The 20,503-nt window shown below is 40.4% G+C and carries 19 protein-coding genes; 12 read left to right on the forward strand and 7 right to left on the reverse strand.

The features are described 5' to 3' along the window. Positions 1-17 precede the first annotated feature (17 nt). Positions 18-2,816 (reverse strand): bifunctional diguanylate cyclase/phosphodiesterase, encoded by a 2,799-nt coding sequence (locus G6R08_RS12050; protein WP_163528179.1) that lies wholly within the window; start codon positions 2,814-2,816, stop codon positions 18-20. Between the two features lie 515 nt (positions 2,817-3,331). On the opposite strand from G6R08_RS12050, the gene G6R08_RS12055 reads away from it, so the two are divergent. After that, positions 3,332-3,604 carry a GNAT family N-acetyltransferase gene (locus tag G6R08_RS12055; RefSeq protein ID WP_240339703.1) on the forward strand — a complete coding sequence of 91 codons (273 nt, stop codon included), beginning with the start codon at positions 3,332-3,334 and terminating at the stop codon, positions 3,602-3,604. Positions 3,605-3,698: 94 nt separating this feature from the next. Here the strand turns inward: G6R08_RS12055 and G6R08_RS12060 are convergent, their stop codons facing one another. Then, positions 3,699-4,655, reverse strand: coding sequence for an iron-hydroxamate ABC transporter substrate-binding protein (locus G6R08_RS12060; protein ID WP_163528181.1), 957 nt, complete (start codon positions 4,653-4,655; stop codon positions 3,699-3,701). A 199-nt stretch (positions 4,656-4,854) separates the two neighbouring features. Between G6R08_RS12060 and G6R08_RS12065 the strand changes: the two genes are divergently transcribed. From G6R08_RS12065 to G6R08_RS12080, 4 genes are all read left to right on the forward strand, one after another. Then, positions 4,855-5,889 (forward strand): FecCD family ABC transporter permease, encoded by a 1,035-nt coding sequence (locus G6R08_RS12065; RefSeq protein WP_420810399.1) that lies wholly within the window; start codon positions 4,855-4,857, stop codon positions 5,887-5,889. After that, positions 5,889-6,911: a FecCD family ABC transporter permease gene (locus G6R08_RS12070; protein WP_163531297.1), complete on the forward strand. Its 1,023-nt coding sequence runs from the start codon at positions 5,889-5,891 to the stop codon at positions 6,909-6,911. Before G6R08_RS12065 ends, G6R08_RS12070 begins: the two co-directional genes overlap by 1 nt. A gap of 15 nt (positions 6,912-6,926) precedes the next feature. Continuing rightward, positions 6,927-7,916: an NAD(P)/FAD-dependent oxidoreductase gene (locus G6R08_RS12075; RefSeq protein WP_163528184.1), complete on the forward strand. Its 990-nt coding sequence runs from the start codon at positions 6,927-6,929 to the stop codon at positions 7,914-7,916. 85 nt (positions 7,917-8,001) lie between these two features. Continuing rightward, complete coding sequence (locus G6R08_RS12080) at positions 8,002-8,511, forward strand: DinB family protein (protein ID WP_163528186.1); 510 nt, start codon at positions 8,002-8,004, stop codon at positions 8,509-8,511. A 140-nt stretch (positions 8,512-8,651) separates the two neighbouring features. Here the strand turns inward: G6R08_RS12080 and G6R08_RS12085 are convergent, their stop codons facing one another. Further along, the gene (locus G6R08_RS12085; protein ID WP_163528187.1) at positions 8,652-9,053 is read right to left on the reverse strand and encodes a hypothetical protein; all 402 of its coding nucleotides are present in this window, start codon (positions 9,051-9,053) and stop codon (positions 8,652-8,654) included. A 74-nt stretch (positions 9,054-9,127) separates the two neighbouring features. Further along, positions 9,128-10,072: a glutaminase A gene (gene glsA, locus G6R08_RS12090; protein WP_163528189.1), complete on the reverse strand. Its 945-nt coding sequence runs from the start codon at positions 10,070-10,072 to the stop codon at positions 9,128-9,130. Positions 10,073-10,222: 150 nt separating this feature from the next. On the opposite strand from glsA, the gene G6R08_RS12095 reads away from it, so the two are divergent. Together G6R08_RS12095 and G6R08_RS12100 are read left to right on the forward strand one after the other, a co-directional pair. Next, positions 10,223-10,840, forward strand: coding sequence for a winged helix-turn-helix domain-containing protein (locus tag G6R08_RS12095; RefSeq protein ID WP_163528190.1), 618 nt, complete (start codon positions 10,223-10,225; stop codon positions 10,838-10,840). A 75-nt stretch (positions 10,841-10,915) separates the two neighbouring features. Continuing rightward, positions 10,916-11,944 (forward strand): MFS transporter, encoded by a 1,029-nt coding sequence (locus tag G6R08_RS12100; RefSeq protein ID WP_240339704.1) that lies wholly within the window; start codon positions 10,916-10,918, stop codon positions 11,942-11,944. Between the two features lie 326 nt (positions 11,945-12,270). On the opposite strand, the gene G6R08_RS12105 is transcribed toward G6R08_RS12100, so the two are convergent. Then, a complete protein-coding gene (locus G6R08_RS12105) occupies positions 12,271-13,041 on the reverse strand; it encodes a class I SAM-dependent methyltransferase (protein WP_163528192.1) in 771 nt (256 codons plus the stop codon). A 272-nt stretch (positions 13,042-13,313) separates the two neighbouring features. Here G6R08_RS12105 and G6R08_RS12110 point away from each other — a divergent pair, with 272 nt between their 5' ends. Together G6R08_RS12110 and mscL are read left to right on the forward strand one after the other, a co-directional pair. Further along, a complete protein-coding gene (locus tag G6R08_RS12110) occupies positions 13,314-14,144 on the forward strand; it encodes an ABC transporter ATP-binding protein (protein ID WP_079525361.1) in 831 nt (276 codons plus the stop codon). A gap of 94 nt (positions 14,145-14,238) precedes the next feature. After that, positions 14,239-14,721 carry a large conductance mechanosensitive channel protein MscL gene (gene mscL / locus G6R08_RS12115; RefSeq protein WP_163528194.1) on the forward strand — a complete coding sequence of 161 codons (483 nt, stop codon included), beginning with the start codon at positions 14,239-14,241 and terminating at the stop codon, positions 14,719-14,721. A gap of 24 nt (positions 14,722-14,745) precedes the next feature. On the opposite strand, the gene G6R08_RS12120 is transcribed toward mscL, so the two are convergent. Both G6R08_RS12120 and G6R08_RS12125 read right to left on the reverse strand, forming a co-directional pair. Further along, positions 14,746-14,886, reverse strand: coding sequence for a hypothetical protein (locus tag G6R08_RS12120; RefSeq protein WP_163528196.1), 141 nt, complete (start codon positions 14,884-14,886; stop codon positions 14,746-14,748). 177 nt (positions 14,887-15,063) lie between these two features. Further along, a complete protein-coding gene (locus tag G6R08_RS12125; RefSeq protein ID WP_163528198.1) occupies positions 15,064-16,050 on the reverse strand; it encodes a DUF3231 family protein in 987 nt (328 codons plus the stop codon). A 430-nt stretch (positions 16,051-16,480) separates the two neighbouring features. Here G6R08_RS12125 and G6R08_RS12130 point away from each other — a divergent pair, with 430 nt between their 5' ends. Genes G6R08_RS12130 through G6R08_RS12140 form a run of 3 tightly spaced genes read left to right on the forward strand, consistent with a single transcriptional unit; the run spans position 16,481 to position 20,196 of the window. After that, positions 16,481-18,010: a spore germination protein gene (locus G6R08_RS12130; protein WP_240339705.1), complete on the forward strand. Its 1,530-nt coding sequence runs from the start codon at positions 16,481-16,483 to the stop codon at positions 18,008-18,010. Beyond that, the gene (locus G6R08_RS12135; protein WP_163528200.1) at positions 18,003-19,121 is read left to right on the forward strand and encodes a GerAB/ArcD/ProY family transporter; all 1,119 of its coding nucleotides are present in this window, start codon (positions 18,003-18,005) and stop codon (positions 19,119-19,121) included. The genes G6R08_RS12130 and G6R08_RS12135 overlap by 8 nt, the downstream gene beginning before the upstream one ends. Further along, entirely contained in the window at positions 19,111-20,196 is a 1,086-nt protein-coding gene (locus tag G6R08_RS12140) for a Ger(x)C family spore germination protein (RefSeq protein ID WP_163528202.1), read from the forward strand. Before G6R08_RS12135 ends, G6R08_RS12140 begins: the two co-directional genes overlap by 11 nt. Positions 20,197-20,503 lie beyond the last annotated feature (307 nt).

Consider the following 20,503-nt stretch of genomic DNA (forward strand, 5'->3'; position numbering starts at 1 on the left):
TGTTAATCTCCTCATTTCTAATCTGAAAATGGTTTAGGATAGAATGTCTGAATAAATGTTTTGGCAGGGAGGGGTTCGCTAAAATAATAGCCCTGGATAACGCGGCATCCGTGTTGGTTAAGAAATGCTGCTTGCTCTAGCGTTTCCACACCTTCGGCAATCACTTTTAAAGATAGGTTTCTTGCCAGGGTAATAATCGTGTTTGTGATAGCGGCATTATTTTCATTGGATGAGATATCATCAATGAAAGATTTATCAATTTTTAATGTGTCTACAGGGAAATCCTTTAAATATCCCAATGATGAAAAACCTGTACCAAAATCATCAATTGAAATTTTAATTCCTAAATTTTTTAGTTGTTGGATAGTTGCCAGAGTGTTGTCCGTATTATGGATGATTAAATTTTCTGTAAGCTCGAGTTCTAAGCAATGAGCTGGCAATCCTGTTTCCTCCAGTGTTTGTTCAATAAATTGGACAAGGTTATTTTGATTAAATTGTTGGGGGGATAAATTTACGGATACTTCTAGAGACGTGTGCCCGAGGTTATGCCACTGTTTAGCTTGCTGACAGGCTTCCTTAATGACCCACTCCCCGATCGGCGTAATAAGCCCTGTTTCTTCGGCTAACGGGATAAATTCACTTGGTGAAATGAGACCTTTGTGAGGACGATGCCATCTGATTAGAGCTTCTACTCCCATGATTTTGTTAGAAACCGTATCGACTTTTGGTTGGTAATGCAGAATAAACTCCTCGTTTTTCAATGCTTTATACAAATCATTTTCCAACTCAATGCTTTCTAAAGAACGCCCATCAATATCAGGTGTATAAACTTGAAAGCGGTCCCCTGAAAGGGCTTTGGCTTTGTACATCGCTACATCCGCATGCTTGATCAGTTGTTCAGAATTAACACCATTCTGTGGGAAGAGACTAACACCAATACTTGTTTTAATGATAATTTCCTGCCCATTTATATAAAAGGGGTCTGAAAAGGCTTTCAATATTTCGTGAGCACAGTTCTCAGCGTCCGTAATAGAAGATACTTTAGGCAGTAAGATAATGAATTCATCCCCGCCCTGGCGAGAGACGGTATTCTCTTTGGGAAGAGTAGTAGTAAGACGTTGTGCTACTTTCCTTAGGACAATGTCCCCGAACGCGTGGCCGAAAGTATCATTAATTTTCTTGAAGCGATCAAGATCTAAGAATAGAATTCCAAGCGAACTTTCGTTTAACTCAGCGAAGGTTAAGGCCTGATTTAGACGGTCATGGAATAAGACACGGTTAGGTATATTGGTGACACTATCGTAATACGCGTGATACTTGATCTTTTCTTCCAATTCCTTTCGTTTGGTTACGTCTTTAAAGGTAATCACATATCCGACTGTTTTGTCGTGTTCGATTTGTGGTGTAATCACATATTCAACCGGGAATTTAGAGTGATTTTTTCTATGGAAGTATTCTTCATTACTCCCTTTATTATTGAGATTCTTTTCTTGAAAACAATCAAACGAATCTCCATCTTTTATGTCAAAAATGTGCTCGCACGATACTCCGATTAGTTCCTGCTGGTCTCCATATCCGAGGATTTTGGCAGCGGAAGGGTTACAGAAGGTAATTGACCCTTGTAAATCAAGGCCGAAGATCCCTTCACCTGCAGAATTTAAGATAAGTTCCTTTTCGCGGCTGATTTGTTTTACTTCCGTAATCATATTTTCTAGTTCAATGTTTTTCCTGGTCAGTTCAGATGTTCGTTCTGATATGATCATTTCCTGTTTCTCAATATATAATAAGTTTGAGAGAACAGGTGCAGTCGCATCGACAATTGATTCTGCTAGCTGCATGGCGGAGTTAGAATAGCGTTGTCCAGCTTGGTGTAAATTAACGATGGCTGTCATTCCGAGTACCTCGCCCATAGCTACAAATGGGATCACATATAATCCTTTAATCCCGAAACTTACACACAGTTCGTGATTCGGTCTCGAGTCCTCGAGAATATTTGGTATCATAATCGATTTTTTCGTTTTAGCAACTTCTTTAAAAATGGGGTCTTCGTGAAAATTACCTCCCACACGTTCATGAGTTTTCTTCCATTCTTCTTCTGACCAGTCACTATGTTTACTTAAAGAAGTTGGTTGTAAGTGATGTGAAGCGACAGGGTCAAGGAAATGAGCACCTATGTTAGAGTTATTCAACACTTCTCCTAAGTAAGCAAAACATCTATCCATCACTTCTCGTAACGTTGAGCAATGAGAGAGATCGCGGGTAACATTGAGGAGCAGCTGTTTATCTGAGATAAGTGCTTCTTTACGAGTTAAATTGTTTGCGTTTCTAACTGCTACAGCAGCCATGTTGACATATGCTTCAATCGATTCAATTTCTGAATTTGTTAAGTTCATGGGAGTGCCATAGTCAAATAAAAACACAAGTCCATACAATTCCTGTTCATAAGACATGGGAAGAACGAGTAATGATTTGATTTTAAAAGCATGAACCGCCCTGGGGTCTGGTCTGGAATCCCTTGAGGTGTCGGGGATATAAATGGCTTCCCTCGTCTTAATGACTTCCTTTGCAAGGTGATCCATCTCTAAATCTATGATGTGCATATCAAGACTCATTCCGTTAATCAATTCAGGCTTCCCGACGAATCCTCGGTACGTTCCATCCTCTTGAGGTAAGTAGATTCCAACAGAGTCACAGGAAACAATTTCTTCAGAGATCGCTGTGACAACGTGTTCCAGCGCTTCTCTTAACTTAAGATTCGTATTAATCAGTTTAGTAATTTGCGCCAGACGGGAATATCTAGTTTGTTCGTTTGCCACAAGTGATCCCTCCAGATTTAACATCTTGCATGTTAATCCAAGCTATTTCCTTCTACTTATCTATTTAAATTATAAATTTTTTCAGACAAAAATACAGGGATATTTGCACGAAAGTGGAATATTTTTCTGGTTTGAGTCAATTTCATAATGACTCTTTTATAAAAATAAAGACTGACAGGTCACTTTCTATTCGTGCTGCTCCAAATGAAGCTGAGGAGACTCACCGTATGCCCACGGAAAGCGAGTTATTTCCTCGACTACCTTCTTCTCATTTAATAACATTTATTTCAAAATCATAGAAGGGATCAGAATTATAGAAATTCATCATACAAAAATGAATCAGTGTATCTATATGATAAAAACTCGACAACCTTGTGTGGGTCAAGAAGGTCGGATGCTATAAATTCAATATTTAGGAAAAATAAAAAACAGGGGAATTTATATTAAGGACGATGTTCAATCATGCAAATATAAGGGTATAACAACTAGACAAATCATAAAGAAGAGGTGGATGTATGCGAAACATTGTAAAAGAGGGCGATCAATTTGTAATGAAAGAAGAAGGCAACCGTATTGCAGAAATTTCTATTGTTCCTTCGGGGAGTGACCAGCTTATTGTAGATCATACCTTTGTTTCGGAAGCGCATCGCGAGGAAGGGAATGGTGAAAAGCTCGTGGAAAGGGTTGTCCAATTTGCCCGTGAGAAGAATAAAAAGATTGTCCCATTGTGTTCTTTTACAAAAAGTGTGATGGAGCAGAATGAGGCATATCAGGATGTATTAAATTAATCCTTCTTCAAAATGAGAGAAACCTCCCCGAGCTCTTCAGCATGCAGGGAGGTTTCTAAATTCCGCAGTCGTGTCCATCAGCGATTTTTAGTCCTTATTTAGTCAGTGTTTCCACGATTTTGTCAATTGACATACGATGAGCGATTACCCCATCAATCGTCCAGTGACTCGGCTCGTTCATGACATAAATCTGATCATTCTTAGCAGCAGGAATACTCTGCCAGACAGAACTGTTCTTCAGAGTTTCTAATCCTGCTTCCCCTTCTGATCCAATTAAAAATACATGATCTGCCTTAAGCTGTCCTAACTTTTCTAATGATATTGGCTTCCATTGTTCGCTGGCTTCAGGCAGGTTTTTAACAAATTCAGGTTGGGTAATCCCCATTTCGTTATAAACTACCTCGGCAATATAGCGGTTATTTTCAAAAACAAAAAACTGGTCTCCTATCGTCCATACGAAGGCGACAGATTCATCTCCAATCGCTTCCTGCAGGCTTGCTTTAGCTTCTTCCACTTTCTTGTCAAAATCAGCAAGGACTTGTTCAGCTTTGTCTTCTTTTCCTAAGATTTCTCCCATTCGTTTCAGCTGTTTTCTCCAGTCCGAACTTACCTTCTCTTTGTACACATAAGTTGGAGCAATCTGGCTGTAATCTTCGTAACTGCCATTTTGTAAAGAAGAAGGGGAGCTGAAAATCAGAAGATCCGGGTTATGTTTAAGTACTTGTTCGAGCGGCATATCCCAGGCTATCTTAGGAACTCCTTCAAGCTGTGGCTGCAAGTAATCAAGAACGTCGTTACCGATGGACCATTGAGCAGCAGGAGTCACTCCAAGAGCAAGTAAGGAATCTTCTAAGTAGGGAGCAATAATTCTTTCAGGCTCAGCGGGGATGGTGACTTTACCGGATGCATGTTCAAGGGTACGTTCTTTGTTGGCATTTTCCTCTTTTTGCGTTGAATCAGATGAACCTTCCTCATTGCCGCTTCCGCAGGCTGTGATGAAAGTTAAAACAAATAACAAGCTAAACAATAAACATATTTTTTTATTAAACATGAGGTTCCTCCTAAGTAATAATGGTCATATACGATAATGATAATCATTTTCATTTGATCAGTCAAATCTTATTTTAGTATGGGGATAAAACCTTGAATTATGAGAAAGAGAATTATATACTAGTTTAAGTGATAATGATTCTCATTATAGATAAAATAAATGATTTAAAGGCTGTTGGAACTAGAGAGGGTTGAATGAAGTGGGAGAAATAGATAAGGCTCACATAGAAGGGCTAACGAGCCGCTTTTTCCGAGCGGGAATAATTTTCGTGGGTGGTTTTTTCGCCCTTATTTTATCACTGGGGGTTTCAGTGGCCCTGGGTGTGACAGATATCAAGCTTGCAACGGTATGGCAAGCTGTCTTTACTTTTAATCCAGAGCTGACGAACCATCAGGTCATTAGAGAGTTAAGGCTGCCGAGGGCGATTGCTGCTGCCCTTATCGGAGGGTTTCTAGCGGTTTCAGGTGCCGTGATGCAGGGGCTCACTAGAAATCCGCTTGCCTCTCCTTCAATTATGGGCGTGACTCACGGGGCTGCCTTTGCTTTGATCATAGCGCTTGTCTTTTTTCCAACTGTCAGTAATCTGGGCATGACGATTGCCTCCTTTGTTGGAGCTGGAGCAGGGGTGATTCTCGTGTTTGCCGTCGGCTCCTTTTCAAAAGGAGGACTTACTCCAATTAAGCTGGCTCTTGCTGGTGTAGCAGTAGGCGGTATGCTTAGCTCGCTTTCCACAGCTATTTCACTGCATTTTCAAGTCGCAAAGCAAATGAGTTTCTGGTATGCAGGAGACCTATCCAGTACCAGCTGGACATCTGTGCAGCTATTGTTGGCAGCTGGAGCGGTTGGATTACTATTAGCGGTAATCATATCGAGAGCTGTGACCATTCTGAGTTTAGGGGAAGAGGTCTCAAAAGGATTGGGACAGAACACGCTTGTCGTTAAGGCACTTGGGGTGGTCGTCGTGCTTGTCTTGACGGGTGCAGCTGTGTCAGTAGCAGGAACTGTTGGATTCCTTGGACTGGTGATTCCTCATATAACTCGTTTTCTCGTTGGAACGGATTATCGTTTAATTATACCGGTATCAGCTGTGCTTGGCGGTTTGCTGCTTGTACTTGCTGATATGGGTGCACGGCTGGTGAATGCTCCGTATGAAACGCCGGTGGGAGCCATTACGGCTTGTATTGGTGTGCCGTTCTTTCTTTATCTGGCCCGCGGAGAAAGGAGCGGGTTATGATGGAACAGCTTTCCTTACAAAACAGAGGCCGCTTTTGGTGGACTGTGGGGAGTTTGATTGTACTAATTGTGGTCATGCTGTTAGTCAGTTTAAATACTGGTGTTGTCCAAATTGCCCCGATGGATGTCATGCGGACAATGTTTGGGTTCGGCAATGAAAGGCAGGAACTGGTGTTATTTGATTTCAGGCTGCCAACCATTGTTATAGCTTTGTTAGTTGGGGCTGGGTTTGGAATTTCCGGTGCTATCCTGCAAGGGGTCTCGCAAAACGAATTGGCAGACCCGGGAATATTAGGAATTAACACGGGAGCGGGATTGGCAGTTGTCGTGTACATATTCTTTTTTCAAAGCTCACTGGCCAATATTAGTGGTCTTGGTGTTTATATTCTCCCAGTATTTGCATTGATCGGTGCGTTTGCAGCGGCTGTGCTCGTGTATCTTTTAGCATGGAAAAAAGGAGTTAACCCTGTAAGGTTGATTCTAGTTGGGATCGGGGTTAACGCGGGATTTAGCGCTGCTTTAATTATTTTTCAAATAAAAATGAATCCGCAAGATTTCACGCAGGCTTTAGTCTGGCTTTCAGGTGACATTTGGGCTTCAAATTGGAGCTTCGTCATCGCTCTTTTTCCTTGGATTATAGGTTTGATCATCTACAGCATGTATAAATCGCCTGTTATCAATATCTTAAATTTAGGGGATCAAATGGCCGTGGGATTGGGCGCGCGAGTTGAACGGGAACGTCGCCTGCTTCTTTTGCTGGCGGTAGCCATCGCTGGTTTATGTGTAGCAGCAGCGGGGGGAATTGCGTTTCTTGGACTGATTGCCCCACATATTGCCCGAAGGATAGTTGGTCCTAAGCATCAGCAGCTGCTCCCGGTCACGGCTTTAATCGGAGCTCTCATATTACTTGCGGCGGATACGATCGGGAAGAATATTATTGCACCTGCTGAAATCCCGGTTGGTATTGTAGTCACTATTGTTAGCACACCTTATTTTCTCTATCTGCTTATGAAAACGAAATAAAAGGAGACTGGACGTATGAGTGAACTTTATGATGTAACAATAATTGGCGGAGGAACGACAGGGCTTTATACGGCCTTCTATAGCGGCATGCGTGATTTGAAAACGAAAGTCATTGAATACCAGCCAGACCTTGGCGGCAAAGTCTCCTTTTTCTACCCGGAGAAAAAGCTCTATGACGTTGGAGGCTTTCCTGGGGTGCTGGGAGAAGATTTGGTTGTCAATGTGAAGGAACAAGCGTTAAGCGTTCAGCCGACCATCGTAACGGGGGATAAAATTACAGACTTTGAGAAGCAGGAGGATGGGACAATCGTGTTGACGGCTTCTACTGGTGAAAAGCATTTCACAAGAACCGTGATTGTGGCATCGGGATTAGGAACGTATGATATGCGTCCTCTAGATGTGGAAGGAAGTCACTTTTATGAAGGTAATCATATCCACTATACGATCCAGAACCTTATGCAGTATACAGGTCAAAAAACTGCTGTCATTTCGGAGAATCGGGTTGGTTTAGATTGGGCTCTAGCCCTTGAGAACGTGGCCGCTGAAGTTCATCTCATCAATCGCGGGCCAGAATTTAAAGCTGTTTATGAAAATGATTTGGAGAAGCTGAAGCAATCAGGCGTCCATGTTCATATGGAAGCGAAAATAGAAAAGCTGGAAGGTACAGAATTGGAACTGGAAGGAGTCATTCTTGACAACGGGGAGCAAATTCAGACGAACCACTTGCTCGTTTATGAAGGGCTTCAAATCGATAAAAGTTTGTATGACCAATGGGGATTAGTAACAGACAAGGGACGACTTCCTGTAGGCACTGATATGGCAACTTCAATGGAAGGTGTGTTTGTGGCAGGGGATGCAGCCGTTTATCCGAGCAAAACGATGTTGATTGCTTCCGGTTTTAATGAGGCCATGACGGCCGTAAACAGTGCCAAATTATTTATTGATCCAAAGGCTAAATCGCAAGTATATAGTACGGTGATATATAAACATGGCCACAACGAGTAATATTTCTCTCAATCTTCTGTTCTATTAAAGGTAAGTAAGGTAGAGTGAAGATATACCTGTTTAGTAGTAAGAGAGGAATGAAGAAATGAATCCATTATTGTCAAAGCAGTACGAGTTTCATATTTGGGCTTATGAAAAATCGTTTAGACATATAAAGGGTCTGCCGGAGTACATTTTCGAAAAGGAAATAGAAAATGTATTCCCTTCGTTATCTGAAGTGTTTGCACATGTGTACGTTGTCGATAACATTTGGCTGGGAGCTATCTCAGAAAAAAATTTTAATGAAATTCGCAGCTCTATTGGGCAGTGGACAAAGGAAGCCCAGGTGAACAGCATCGTTGAAATGGAGGAAATATTTAGACGTCTTTTTCAACAGTACAGGGAATTCCTCTATGATAAACAAGGAGATAAAGTCATTAAGGTTGACCACCCTGAGTTTGGAAGTTTGACCGCAACTTATTCCGACCTTCTCCAGCATGTTGTAAATCATGGCACCTATCATCGGGGAAATATTACTTCAGTGCTGCGCCAGTTAGGTTATGAAGGAGTCTCGACTGATTATATATTTTACTTATATGAAATAGCGGAAGAGTAGCTTCTATAGGTAGATGGTAAAGTAAAGAAATAAATACACATAAAAAAGGGACCACTGGCTAATCGATGGTCCCTTTTTTATGTGTGCACTTGCCAGTTAGTCATTATTCTGAAGATCCTGATCATTATCTATGAACCTTCTTACTTAGGAATAGTTGGATTTGCTACACCTGTTTCGATGTAAGAGCGGACAAGCTGCCATTGATTATTCATTAACTTAAATATGTTGAAGTATAGATGAGGGGCCGCTTCTTCTCCTTCAATGATCGGCGAAAGATAGAAACTGGCCAGCCATTCATCTTCTTTCAACTTTGTTAAAGAATGATCTGTATATTTCCACTCCATCTCCATGTCTGCAAAATGGTCGAACGCCTGCTTCCAACCTGCGATGGATTCTTGATATGAGTAATCTGTTACTTCACCTTCCCTCACTTCTCTAGCTATGAGGTTTTTTGAAGTCACTCGTTTTAAGTAAGAAAGGTCATGTTGACTTGCTCTGATTTTAAACTGTTCATAAAACTCTTTGAAAACTAGATCTTCCATATCATATCTACCCCCTATTGGATAATCCGCCTATATTTTACCATAATTAGGAGGGATATTATTTAATTTTAAAGTTAAATAATCTCAGTTCGGAACATATTTAGCTTCAAATCCTTAGATAACTTCTTAATAAGAGCGCCTCCAGCTGTACTGTTTCCTTTTTTGTCAATCGCGGGTCCAACAACGCCTATCCCCATACGGCCTGGTACAGCTCCAATAATACTGCCAGAGACACCGCTCTTACACGGGAACCCAGCTTCAACAGCGAATTGCCCGGAGGAGTTATACATTCCTGAAGTCATCATAATAGCTTTCACGGTTCGCAGGTGATGGGGAGGGATCAACTTTTCGTTGCTGTCGGGTGCTTTTCCACCACGAGCCAGAAAAAGGCCGACTTTCGCAAAGTCATCGCAGCACATCATCACAGCATTGATACGGAAATAGAGGTCAAGGGCTTCCTCTACATCTGTAATGAGTGCTCCAGTGCTTTGCATGAAATAGGCTAAGGAACGATTCCGTGCTCCGTTTGCGATCTCGGCCTGATACACTTTTTCATCCAATTCCAGGTTTGGATTATTTGTTAGATTTCTTAAAAAGTGTAAATAACGTTCAAAGCGGTTATCGTTATTGCCGCCTTTTATTAAGGAGCAAACAGCAATCGCTCCAGCGTTCACCATAGGATTAAAAGGTTTAACTTCGTCATGAGATTCGAGGGCACTAATGGAATTAAACATCTCCCCGGTAGGCTCCATACCAACCGCTTGAAAGACTCTTTCCTTGCCAAAGTCTTGTAAGGCAAGCATGAGCGCAATGATTTTGGATGTGCTTTGCATAGGGACTTTATGCGATGAATCACCGGCTGAGAATTGCTCCAGGGCTGGGGTAATGATAGATATCCCCAATTTATCTCTTAATGTTTCGTCAAAATTAGGAAGTGTCGTATTTACATGTCCATTTACGGCATAAGGTCTGCTGTCTTCAATTACTTTGTTCAAATAGTCGTTTGATAGTTGTTTCATAAGATAACTCCTTAGTTTGGGTGGTAGTGATATGTACCCGATTATGGTAAAACTAATTACTTTTAAAGTTCTCCTAATTTAATTTGACAATTCATGGATTTCTTATATCATATAGTTAAATAATTTTTACCGAATAAAAGGAGTTAACCGATGAAAGACATACAACTGCTGACCACCCATGAACAACTCAAAACATTAAGTGACCCTTTTCGCTCTCAATTGTTGCTTCGCCTTATGGAGAAATCCATGACAGGACAGCAATTGTCAGAGGTTTTTGACTTATCAAGGGCCCGAATTCATTATCATTTAAAGGAACTTGAGAAAAATGATTTGGTCCATATTGTAAAAAAGGAAGAGAAGAACGGAATTGTCCAGAAATTTTATCAGTCGGTATCACGTGGTTTTGTTGCGGATCGCTCATTGCTGCCTCATACAGAGGAGATGAGTGAATCTATTCGACAGATGATGATTAATATGTTGGATCGCTCTCAAAGACGGGTGTTAAGTGCACCGGAGGAAGCCTTACATGAGGGAACCGGTTCTCAGGACCCAACGGATTGGAAATATTTATCGGCATCATTCGAATTTAAGGCGACAGAAGCTGATTTTAAAGCCTGGCAGAAAAAATACTTTGCGTTGATGGAGGAGTTAAGTGATATACAGAAGCAGACTCAATCGCCTGATGCTAAAACGTATTATTTTCATTCATTAGGGATTCAAGTTGATGAACCATTATTTGAAAAAAAGTCTGAAGAAGAAGAAAGCTGACTCAGGCTTTTCTTTTTCGCAGTACAGTAAAATTATTTTTACTGAATTATTTTTTTTATCTGAGAGGTGGTTACGATGGAGGGGCTGCAACCAGTGAAGGAATTGGAGTTCTCGGGACGTTCGTTATTTAAAACTAAATCATTTGTTAAGTTATGGGTAGCTTCTTTGTTTTCCAGTTTAAGCATGTCTATATTTATGTTTGTGCAATCGTGGTATGTGGTGCAAGGACTAGGACTCGAGGCTGCATTAGGCATCGTTCTTATTTCTCTGTCTGTTCCGAGAATTATTTTTATGATGGTGGGAGGTGTGCTTTCCGACCGAAAGGACCAGGCAAGAATTATGTTTTGGTCAGATTTATCTAGAGCTTCCCTTGCTTGTGTGCTGGCTATCTTGTTTGTATTTGCCCATCCGCTCCCCATTTGGGTGCTGGTCATCAACGCAATAGTTTTTGGAATACTGGGAGGGCTCTTTGAACCTGCACGAGACTCGATTTTACCAACTGTGGTTGAACCGCAAATGCTCACACGGGCAAATTCGGTTCTTCAAGGGACCATGCAGACAGCTCTTTTTGCCGGGCCATTACTTGCCGGTGTCATTCTAGGTATAGCTGGGTACGGAGCATTATTTTTACTTATCGGTGGTTTATTGGTGTTGGGATCATTGTGCGTGGTATCCGTCAACACTGATAAAGCAAAAAAGGAAATTACAGAGCAATTCAATAAGCGTCCTGGATTTTGGGTTCAATTAAAAGAGGGGTTTGCGTATCTGTGGAGCTCAAAACTACTAAGAGCGTTGTTTATTATAGCGATTGTTGTAAATTTCTTTTTGTCAGGTCCGTTGTTCATGGGTCTGCCCATTTTCGTTGAAGGAGTCCTTGATGGCGATGCTCTTGATTACAGTTACGTGCAAGGAGGTTTAACATTTGGGATGATTCTTGGGTCGGTCATCATGGGGATCATTAATCTTCGTAGAAAACGAGGTTTCTATGCTCTATTTTTGATGGCGGCTCAGGGAATTATCATGATATTATTCAGCCAGGTCAACATGGTTTGGCTGGCAGTAGGGGTTATTATTTTCGTTGGATTGCTGAATCCCTGCGATTAATATACCGTTAATTTCCATGATTCAAGAATACACCGATCCAGACAAAATAGGACGAGTGATGAGTCTGATCCGCATGGCCTCCTTTGGATTAATGCCGCTATCCTATGCAGTGGTTTCTTTCCTGCTTGGCTTGGGAATTTCTATTCAAGCGATTCTTTTTTGGAGCGCTTTTCCATTAATGGTTAGTGTAGTGGTGCTGTACGCCTGTTTTCCAGTCCTTCGGAAAAAGAATTAAAATGAATTAACAGACCAGGTCATCCTTACATTGGGTTACATACCAATAATTGTATGAACTGGTCTTCCAATAATTTGCATTAAAGTAAGCTTTATAGTTTTCTTACTTTGATCATCCATTCGTCGATAGAGAATTCAGTGATTTCTTCAGCCTGTTGCTGGACAGCAAAGTACGTTTTTACAGCAGCGTCTGCGTTCTGTAAATAGTTCGTTACTTGGTCTTTATCAGTTTCATCCTCAAGTGTCCGATTCAGCCAATCGGCAAATGGCAGCTTTTTTTTGCGTTGTAATTGGTGTTCTAGCTGAAATCCGTTTTCTCTAAATAATTTCTCCCACTGAGAAACCTTCAATGCTCTAACATGACTGTGATCTCTCATTTTTTCAAGCGTGTTGTAGAAGTGATCCAGTTTATCGTCTTCTGGGGCTATATTATCGATCATAAGAAAGTATCCGCCTTTTTTTACTACACGCTGAACTTCTGAAATAAATCGTTCCGGGTGAGGAAAATGGTGTGGTGCAATCCTGCATGTTACGATATCGAAGCTTGAATTGAGAAAAGGCAGTTCCTCTGCGTCGGCAATCACATAGTGGATGTTATCAAATGAAGACAAGTGAGAAGCCGTATTCTCGAGCATTTGTTCGGTTAAATCAGTCGCAAACACGGTCCTCACATCAGGACTTAATTGTCGGGCGACATGTCCCCCGCCTGTTGCAATGTCTAAGGCAGACCATGCAGGATCCGGCTTAAGCCACTCTGTAATTAAATTCAAATCTGTCTGGTTGTTATGAACCTGGCTCTGCACGTAAGCTTCATTATTTTTAGAAAAGGTCTCCTTCACACGTCGTTTAGTCTCATCTTTCAAAATTCGCCACCCGCTTTCGAGAAATGTGATACTTCTATTGTAAGCAATTGAATAGAATAAGGATAATACACAAATTGAATAAAGAATGATAAACAAAGCTTATCATTATGAAATGGAAATGAATGGATGACCTGGTCTGGAAATTGGAAATTGGATACTATCAATACGTCTTGCACTTATCGGAAAAATACTTTATACTTTTCAATGATAATGATTTTCATTATCGTGATAAAAATAATTCTCATGTTTACATATATAGGGAGGATTTTTGCATGGCAAAGCTAACAACTAAACATGTAGATATTGCTTATGGTGACCATCGAGTGGTGGAAGATTTAACATTGGATATTCCTGAAAATAAAATTACATCTATTATAGGACCAAATGGATGTGGTAAATCCACCATCTTGAAGTCGCTTGCAAGGATCCAATCTGTTAACAGTGGCTTTGTATATCTGGATGGCAAGGCTATTAAGAAAGAGTCATCGAAGCAAATAGCAAAGAAGATGGGGGTATTACCTCAGTCACCTGAAGCTCCTAATGGGCTGACGGTTGCGGAACTAGTTTCTTACGGACGCTTTCCCCATCAAAATGGTTTTGGTAAACTAACCAAACATGATTTTGAAATCATACAGTGGGCGATTCAAATTACAGGAGTTTCCGAATTTGAAAACCGTCCCATCGACTCCTTATCCGGAGGGCAGCGTCAACGTGTATGGATAGCTATGGCTTTAGCTCAGGAAACGGAAATTCTAATCTTGGATGAGCCAACGACCTATTTAGACCTTGCTCACCAGCTCGAGGTCCTCCAGTTGCTTGAACGGTTAAACAAAGAAGAAGGCCGGACGATTGTGATGGTCATTCACGATTTAAATCAGGCCGCCAGATTTGCTGATTATATTGTAGCCATTCATAAAGGGGAGATCATCAAAGAAGGTACACCCGAAGAGGTTATCGAGAAAGACGTGCTTCGAAACGTATTTCAAATTGATGCAGAGGTCGTTACGGATCCAAGAACAAAGAAGCCGGTCTGCCTTACTTACGATTTAGTAACTGAACAATCGCGTACCTATACAGAAGATAAGGTCGTTGCATTTATGTAAATGAGAAACCCCTGGGCTGACAACAAGGCCCAGGGGTTTCTCTGTATTCATAGCTTATTTCTCTCCTCATATACTAGTCCAAGGGGGAAAAGCTATGCGATTGCTGCAGGAATTTAGGGAATTTGCTGTCAGAGGAAATGCGGTAGATATGGGTGTTGGAGTTGTTCTGGGAGCAGCCTTCAGCGGGCTGATCGATTCGTTTGTTTCGGATATATTATTACCACCCATCGGGGTGATTCTAACGAAAATGAACTTTGAGAATCTCTACATTAGTCTTACAGGAGAAACGTTTGCATCGTTAGCCGAAGCGAAAGCTGCTGGTGCAGCTACCATTAATTATGGAATATTTATTACAGCTTCCATTCGCTTTCTTCTCGTATTATTTACCGTTTTTCTCGTAGTAAGGCAAATCAATCGTTGGAGAAAACCACATAAGAGTCCAATGGATTCTTTGATGAAAAAGGAATGCCCTTATTGCTGTTTGCCAATTCCTCAGCCTGCGATTGTCTGTCCAAATTGTGCTAGTACATTAACTAAAGAAAAATCAGAACAAAGTCCGCGTTGGTTTGTTAGATAATTAGCGCCCCTGAGGCTTCAGCTGCTAGCTGGTATGGTCTTCGCACTTCTTTGAGTGTTCTTCGGCTATCCAATTAATAAATTGTAATTCTTCCTTTTTCAGTGATCTCTCAAGTTTAGCCTCGAATTCTTCAATCAGAGATTGATAAAAAGTTTCTTGATTCACAATTGGGTCACCTCTCAGGTGTTAATGTTAATAGTGCTTCGTGCTTACTTTAACATAAAACGTTCATAAATAGTGCATCCTTATTAATTGTTTATATAAAGTTTAAATAATGGAAAAAACCCCCACCTCAGGTCATCCAATTATTGGATGACCTGAGGTGGGGGTTTTTGGTAATTTCTACTGTTTTAGGTTAGATGGTTGTGGTACTTGGAATGGTTCCTCGGGCCAGCTGTTTTTTATCATTAAATCTACTCCGTCCTTGGCATAAAGACCAATTTCTACTGACAACCTTTGGTAGGTGAACATCAGATCGTATCGCATGCTTGCGGTTGATGCAGACGAATAATTAGCCTGTCCCGCTGAGCTCAGCACCGTCATTAAGAAAACGACCATTCGGTTAGTAAACACAGGGGTCGTTGATTTTGTAATCATGCCGCTGGATGGAAGGGCAGGATTAATATCAGATTCTTCTAAGGTATTGGCAAAAGTTTTTCTATGTTTATTTGAAATTTGCTTTCCTTTTTCCATGTAAGATTTTACTTCTTTCGATGTTGTTGTTTGTGCGAATGCCTTGCATAATACTTCACCGATTAAGTTGGTTTTTGTATTTTCAAACAAGTGAGTGATTTCAACAGTATTAAGGGAACGCTTATGGAAAGGACTAAAATATTTATGTGATTCTACATATTCTGTCTCATCTTCTATGTTCACTTGTGGAGAGCTTACAAAATAACCTTTGGCTTTAGAAGTATTTACGCAGTGATTGAATAATTCAATGGTGTCATTTAGTGCCTTCCCCATGAACTTCCTGATATCTTCCCTGATAGAAAAGCCTAGAGACAAACCATGAGTCGTTAATCCTACCTTCCCAATATGTTCAATACACGTCAATATGAAAGCATCTGTGAAAAGGCTGGGTGCACTAAGGTCAACATCTTCATCGTTAAATCCATTTGGTACAGGAGCTCCATCTTCTTGCAGTAACCTTTTGCATACAGTTACGGACTCTGTTGATATTACAGAAGCTTCATCAATAATGGATTTAACATCCTCGTCCTGAGCTGTTTTCATAAAGTAACGCAAAAGCTGTACAACCATACTATTTTGAATATACTGTGTCCAAAGTAGACCGAGTTCATTTGCTGTTAAACTTTCCTTATTCACAATAACCCCTCATTTCCCATCGTAATTTTGTACCTATGTTCACCTTAATATCCCCTATTATTAATAGACCTTGAGCAGTCTACCAAATTTCGTCTTCGGTTTCCGAGCGTTTCCTAATTCTAACCTCCTCTCTGTAGAGCAGAATGAAAGGTATAGACATAAGCCAAATAATATATATGAATAAGAAAAATTTCGCAAACCCTTCCAATAAAAAAAATACTGAAACGAAGAACGCTGCAAGTAATAATAATGGGCTGGTATATATTAGGACTTGAATCATGGATTCCCTCCTCACCATTCTCTCCTATTATCCTTTCCTGACTGGTATAAATTATTACCTTAGGGTGAAAGATAAAAATAGCAAATTATGTACCATTCATACGTTCAACATAAATAAATGACAGCATGGTGTAGAAGAAGGAGATTTCTAATGTTTAACTGGATGAAGAAAAAGAAGGGGAAAAAAGCCGAGCGAAATATTCAAAAAGAGATGCTCAAAAATAAGCAGCAAGAACAATCCTTCCAAGAACTGTTTGAATTAGCGAACCATTCTAAGGACTTTGTTGTTTACCATCATACCGGCCGGACTAAATGTGTTCTCTCGTATTATAAGACTCTAAGCGGCTCTAAATTTCTCAATGACTCTATTTTACCCCCTTTAAAAAAACATACGTTGTTAACGTTAGAAGATATAAAAGAAAAAATTCCTGTCGAAAACGCCTATGTCACAAATGATTTGCAAAAAGTTAAGGAAAATATCACCCAGGGATTTGTCATAATTAGATTGAATGAAATGGATGAAGAAGTACTTCTTATTCCCGCCACGAAAAATGAGGGGCGTTCCATTAGTATTCCGGAAGTAGAATATAGTGTAGTGGGTCCTAAGGAAGCCTTCGTGGAAAATCTGGATCAGAATATGAATCTTATTCGTAAACGATTGCCCGTCCCCGAGTTAACGATGAAGGAGGTTACGGTTGGAAGCATAACTAAAACACGGATAGCGGTTGTCTACATTGATGGGATTGCCAATAAAGAGAATGTTAATACCGTTCTACAGCGTTTAGACGATATTCAGTATGATCAGATTATTGACAGTTCTTTTATTACCCAAATGATATCGGATAACTCTAACTCTCCCTTTCCGCAATCATTAGATACTGAACGGCCGGATCGTGTGGTCGGGACGCTCGTAGAAGGAAAGGTTGGCATCGTAGTAGACGGATCACCGCATGCTTTAACTGTGCCGACTACAATCACTGAATTCTTCTCATCTTCAGATGATTACTTTTTGCCATGGCATTTAGCAACAGCCTTCCGTTTGATCCGACTATTTGCAATTTTCTTCTCCGTATTAAGTACACCTTTATATGTAGCAATTTTAACGTATCACCATGAAATGATTCCTCAGGAGCTTCTAGCGACGATTAGTTCCTCACGAGCTGATATACCTTTTCCGCCAATTCTTGAGGTAATCATCCTTGAGCTGACGATTGAATTATTAAGGGAAGCCGGGGCGCGTCTTCCAAGTAAAATCGGCCAAACCATTGGTATTGTTGGTGGTATCGTTATTGGGACAGCTGCAGTTGAGGCAGGTCTTACTAGTAATGTGCTGTTAATTACAGTCGCATTAGCAGCGTTGGCGTCGTTTACAACACCGGTTTATCAAATTGGTAATACGGTCCGTCTTGTTCGTTTCCCTTTTATCATAGGAGCACAAATGTGGGGGTTAGTCGGGGTTTCGATGTGTATGGGGGTATTTCTTGGGCACCTGATGAATTTGCAGTCGATCGGAAGACCCTTTTTCGCACCTCTATATCCGCTCAGGTTTCATGACTTGAGGGATGCATTTATACGTTTGCCATTTAACAAGCAAAAAAAGCGGCCTATGCAAATGCGCCCGGTCCATTCAGCTCGATTTAATCCGGAATTGGTTAAGGGAAAGAGGGATATTGATGAATAAAAATTCGCGCCCTATTGAAGGACTCTCCATCCCAGAAAACCTCCTGATCACACCAACCTATGTCTTTTTTTTAATCCATGCGATGCAAGTTGGGGTGGGGATTTTGGGGTTTGAAACATATATCGCCAAATATGCTGGGTTTGATGCATGGATTTCGATTCTGCTAGGTGGTTTAGGGATCCATGTGCTGTTATGGATGATTTACCATATTCTTCAGGATAGTAAAGGAGATATTGTATCTGTCCATAGGAATATATTTGGTAAATACCTTGGCGGTTTTTTCAGTTTATTGTTTAGCCTCTATTTCTTGCTGCTAACTTTAACAGTACTCAGGTCATATATAGAAGTAATTGAGGTATGGATTTTCCCTGAGTTACAGCTATGGCTATTTACATTTGTATTTGTTCTAATTGTCTATTACTTTGTGAAAAGTGGATTCCGTGTCGTTACCGGTTTATGTCTGATCAGTGTTATTTTGGCGCTTCCCATTTTACTGTTAAAATTCTTTCCCATTTTGGAGGGAGATGTGATGAATCTCTATCCAGTTGTTGACCATAGTGTTGGAGAGATTCTTCGTGGTACACAAAAGAGCGTCCTTAGCTTTCTTGGGTTTGAATTATTATTGGTTTTCTATCCTTTCATAAAAAACCCGCATGCTTCTAAAAGATGGGCACATTTCGCTGTGTTTTTTACGGTCTCTATATACTTAATCACAGCCCTTGTATCGTTTGTTTATTTTAGTGAAGGTCAGCTGCAATATGTCATCTGGGGGACTATCACCCTTTGGAAAATTGTTGAGTTTCCATTTATTGAACGGTTTGAATATATTGGTATTGCTATGTGGTTCTATGTTGTCTTGCCGAATATAGCTTTGGCACTATGGGCAGCAAGTCGGATTCCAAAACGCGTTCTAAAGATCAAACAAAAATATGTGCTGTTCCTATTTAGTATCATTCTTATTGTGGTATGTTCCATGTTTACGGACCGCCAGGCTATTGACAAGCTCAACAGTATGACTAGTAGAATCGGGCTTTATGTATTGTTGTACATACCCGTTTTATTTGTTCTATCGAAAATCATGGTTAAAGTGAGGAATCGAGATGAAGCTTAAGTGGCTATGTCCATCAATCATCGCATCGTTAATGTTACTTACAAGCTGTATGCCTAATGTCAGTGTCGAGGATGCAGCAATAGTTCAAATAGCCGGATATGATTTTGTTAATGAAGATAAAATTAAAGGAACCTTTGCGGTTGCCCAGTATAATAAAAGTGAGCAGAAGACATCCGCTACGGAAGTTAATTTGTCCACTACGGCGAACACCATTAAAAACATCCATGCCAAGTTGCAGAGACAATCCTCCAGACCGATATCTACCGGGAAGTTAACCATTGTTTTATATGATAAAGAACTTGCTAAGAACGATATGTCCAAGTTTATTGATTCTTTAAGCCGTGACCCAAGGATTGGGAGAGATATTCTGCTCGCGATTGTAGATGGAAACACAGAAAAAATGATTAAAACACAATATAAACAAAACAATACAACAGCAGCATATATGAAGGGTATGATCGAGCATAATATGTATAGCAACTTTCCAAACACAAACTTGCACAATTTCGTGCAAGCTTATTTTGGGGAGGGGGTGGATGCCTTTCTCCCTTATCTGGAAAAAGTAAACAGCCATATAAAGATCAAGGGGATTGCATTTTTAAATGACGGCCGTTTAGTCCATTCGATCCCTTATTCAAAAAGCTTATTCTTTAAAATGATGAGGGAAGAAGTAAGAGAGGGAATGCAGGAAATGAACTTCCAAGGGGAAGGGATAATGATGGAAAGTATCAGTTCAAATGTGGATATCCATATTAAAGGAAACACAAAGAACCCTGAATTTCTAGTTAAAATCAAGGTGAGAGGGATTATCAATGAAATTTCTAATTTGGCCAGTGCTTCAACTCCTCCTCTCGTTGAGAAAATGGAGAAGGACTTTACTAAATTCTTCGAAAAGAATTGCCAGGCGTTAATTCGTGAGTTTCAAGAACAAAATATTGACCCTGTTGGTTTTGGGAATGCCTTAAAGAACCGCAGAAGAAATGTGGACATGAAAAAATGGCAGGATCAATACCCTGAGGTACCGATTGACGTGAAAGTAGAATTAGAAATCACCGAAACAGGTATATCAGCTTAAGCAATGTGGGCACAATTCACAAAAGAATTGTGTCCATTTTTTTCGAGAAGTGTTTAAGTTCGTTTAAACATTTCCCGGGAAATAACGACTGCTTTTAACAAAATTCGAAAATACGAGGCTGGGAAAAATTCAAATTAACCATAAAATAATCCGAACTACTAAAATAAAATCAGTTCGGATTATTTGTGTGCCAAGAAAGGATTTTTTACCCCTTTCCGATAGAGTACGGTGAGCTTCCTCAGGCTGTCGCATTGCGGGTTCTGCGTTTATACTATTCAATTTTATTGTTCGATTTTTGGATTCCGGA

The sequence above is a fragment of the Halobacillus ihumii genome, from assembly GCF_902726645.1.
GTDB lineage: Bacteria > Bacillota > Bacilli > Bacillales > Halobacillaceae > Halobacillus_A > Halobacillus_A ihumii.

What these genes read in the sequence shown, in the direction of transcription:
- G6R08_RS12055 (WP_240339703.1), top strand. Translation starts at nt 3,332, where the DNA reads ATGCGAAACATTGTAAAAGAGGGCGATCAATTTGTAATGAAAGAAGAA.
- G6R08_RS12060 (WP_163528181.1), bottom strand. Translation starts at nt 4,655, where the DNA reads ATGTTTAATAAAAAAATATGTTTATTGTTTAGCTTGTTATTTGTTTTA.
- G6R08_RS12070 (WP_163531297.1), top strand. Translation starts at nt 5,889, where the DNA reads ATGGAACAGCTTTCCTTACAAAACAGAGGCCGCTTTTGGTGGACTGTG.
- G6R08_RS12075 (WP_163528184.1), top strand. Translation starts at nt 6,927, where the DNA reads ATGAGTGAACTTTATGATGTAACAATAATTGGCGGAGGAACGACAGGG.
- G6R08_RS12080 (WP_163528186.1), top strand. Translation starts at nt 8,002, where the DNA reads ATGAATCCATTATTGTCAAAGCAGTACGAGTTTCATATTTGGGCTTAT.
- G6R08_RS12085 (WP_163528187.1), bottom strand. Translation starts at nt 9,053, where the DNA reads ATGGAAGATCTAGTTTTCAAAGAGTTTTATGAACAGTTTAAAATCAGA.
- glsA (WP_163528189.1), bottom strand. Translation starts at nt 10,072, where the DNA reads ATGAAACAACTATCAAACGACTATTTGAACAAAGTAATTGAAGACAGC.
- G6R08_RS12095 (WP_163528190.1), top strand. Translation starts at nt 10,223, where the DNA reads ATGAAAGACATACAACTGCTGACCACCCATGAACAACTCAAAACATTA.
- G6R08_RS12100 (WP_240339704.1), top strand. Translation starts at nt 10,916, where the DNA reads ATGGAGGGGCTGCAACCAGTGAAGGAATTGGAGTTCTCGGGACGTTCG.
- G6R08_RS12110 (WP_079525361.1), top strand. Translation starts at nt 13,314, where the DNA reads ATGGCAAAGCTAACAACTAAACATGTAGATATTGCTTATGGTGACCAT.
- mscL (WP_163528194.1), top strand. Translation starts at nt 14,239, where the DNA reads ATGCGATTGCTGCAGGAATTTAGGGAATTTGCTGTCAGAGGAAATGCG.
- G6R08_RS12130 (WP_240339705.1), top strand. Translation starts at nt 16,481, where the DNA reads ATGTTTAACTGGATGAAGAAAAAGAAGGGGAAAAAAGCCGAGCGAAAT.
- G6R08_RS12135 (WP_163528200.1), top strand. Translation starts at nt 18,003, where the DNA reads ATGAATAAAAATTCGCGCCCTATTGAAGGACTCTCCATCCCAGAAAAC.
- G6R08_RS12140 (WP_163528202.1), top strand. Translation starts at nt 19,111, where the DNA reads ATGAAGCTTAAGTGGCTATGTCCATCAATCATCGCATCGTTAATGTTA.